The organism is Microbacterium sp. Leaf351 (assembly GCF_001423825.1).
GTDB classification, from domain to species: Bacteria; Actinomycetota; Actinomycetes; order Actinomycetales; family Microbacteriaceae; genus Microbacterium; species Microbacterium ginsengisoli.
The window spans coordinates 40,195-41,926 of record NZ_LMPK01000021.1 but is presented as its reverse complement, the minus strand read 5'-3'; the positions used below and the strand labels follow the sequence as shown (position 1 = coordinate 41,926).

Sequence of the window (1,732 nt, the reverse complement as noted above, 5' to 3'; positions counted from 1 at the left end):
ATCCACCCCGTTCAGGGCGATGCGCTTGGCGGTCTCGGCCGAGACACCCATCTCGAGCAGGCCCTCGGTGTACTCGCGTCCGAGGTCGGTGCGGAAGAACATGGCGTCGTCGGTGGAGACGGTCACGGTCAGGCCCGCCTCGATCATGCCGCGGATGCGGTGCGAGGGGTCGAGGTGCCAGCCGGTGCAGATGGTGGTGGAGATCGGGGTGGTCGTGAAGGCGACCCCGCGCGCGAGGGCGAGCTCGACGAGCGCCGGGTCGTCCATGATGCGGTAGCCGTGGTCGAGGCGGTCGCAGTCGAGCACCTCGAGCGCGTCGCGCACCGCCGACGGCAGCGCCCGATCGGTCTCGGCGACGTGGGCGGTGCGGTGCAGGCCGTGGGCGGCGGCGAGCGCGTAAGCGTCGGCGAAGCGCGCCGGGTCCTCGGTGTCCTCGGGGGTGAGGTCGTCCTGGCCGATGCCGACGACCTCGGGGCGCGGGTGCGCGAGCACCTGCCGCACCATCTCGACGGCGCTCTCGGGCGACTCGCGGCGGTTGATCGCGGCGATCACCCGGAAGCCGACGCCGTAGTCGGTCTCGGCGCGACGCAGTCCGTCGATGATCGGGTCGATCACGTCGGGGTAGGCGAGGCCGCGCGACGCGAAGTACTGCGGGTTGACGAAGTACTCGCGGTAGCGCAGATTGCCGTCGGCGACCGCCGAACGCACTCCCTCGTAGGCGACGCGGGCGAAGTCGTCGGGCGCGCGCAGCACGTCGTGCGCGGCCCGGAACGCCACCAGGAAGTCGCGCAGGTCGTCGAAGTCGAACAGCGTCGCGGGGTCGGTCGAGCGCAACGCGACGCCGTACCGGTCGGCGAGCTCGATGAACAGCGGCGCGTTCATCGTCGACGCGAAGTGGCAGTGCAGCTCGGTCTTGGGCAGCAGCCGCAGATAGTCCGGATACCCGATCACGAGCGCGAGCGTACGTGGCCCGTGTGTCGGGCGGATGTCGCTCGATTACAGGCCGAGGGCTGCCTTCACCCCCGCGTTGACGACCTCGCCGCCGACGACGTTGAGACCCTTCGCGAGGGCCGGGTCGGCAGCGGATGCCGCGTCCCATCCCTTGTCGGCGATCGCGATGACGTAGGGCAGCGTGGCGTTCGCAAGAGCGCGGGTCGAGGTGTGCGGCACGGCGCCCGGCATGTTGGCGACGCAGTAGTACACGGAGTCGTGCACGGGGAACGTCGGGTCGTCGTGGGTCGTCGGACGGGAGCCTTCGAAGCATCCGCCCTGGTCGATGGCGATGTCCACGAGCACGGAGCCGGGCTTCATGGCGGCGACCATGTCGTCGGTGACGAGCTTCGGGGCGGCGGCCCCGGGGATGAGCACCGAGCCGATCACGAGATCGGCATCGCGCAGCTGCTCGGCGATCTCGTACCGGGTCGACGCGCGCGTCTGCACCTGGGTACCGAAGCGGGCCTCGATGCGGCGCAGGGCCGGCAGGGAGATGTCGATGACGGTGACCTGGGCACCGAGGCCGAGGGCGTTGGCAGCCGCGTGCTCGCCGGCGACACCGCCGCCGATCACGACGACCTTCGCCCGCGGGGTGCCCGGCACGCCGCCCATGAGCTGGCCGCGGCCTCCGGAGGCGCGCATGAGGGCGTGGGCGCCGACGACGATCGAGAGGCGCCCAGCGACCTCGCTCATCGGGGCGAGGAGAGGGAGCGCACGGTCGGGGGTCTGCACGGTCTCG

General features: G+C 71.5%; 2 protein-coding genes. Both read right to left on the bottom strand.

From position 1 onward, the window contains the following. The coding region (gene add / locus ASG00_RS07560) for an adenosine deaminase (RefSeq protein WP_082483136.1) at window positions 1-951 on the bottom strand (951 nt) is incomplete at its 3' end. A gap of 45 nt (window positions 952-996) precedes the next feature. Further along, window positions 997-1,732, bottom strand: a 736-nt coding sequence (locus ASG00_RS07555; protein ID WP_235559427.1) for an alanine dehydrogenase, incomplete at its 5' end; no start/stop codon positions are given.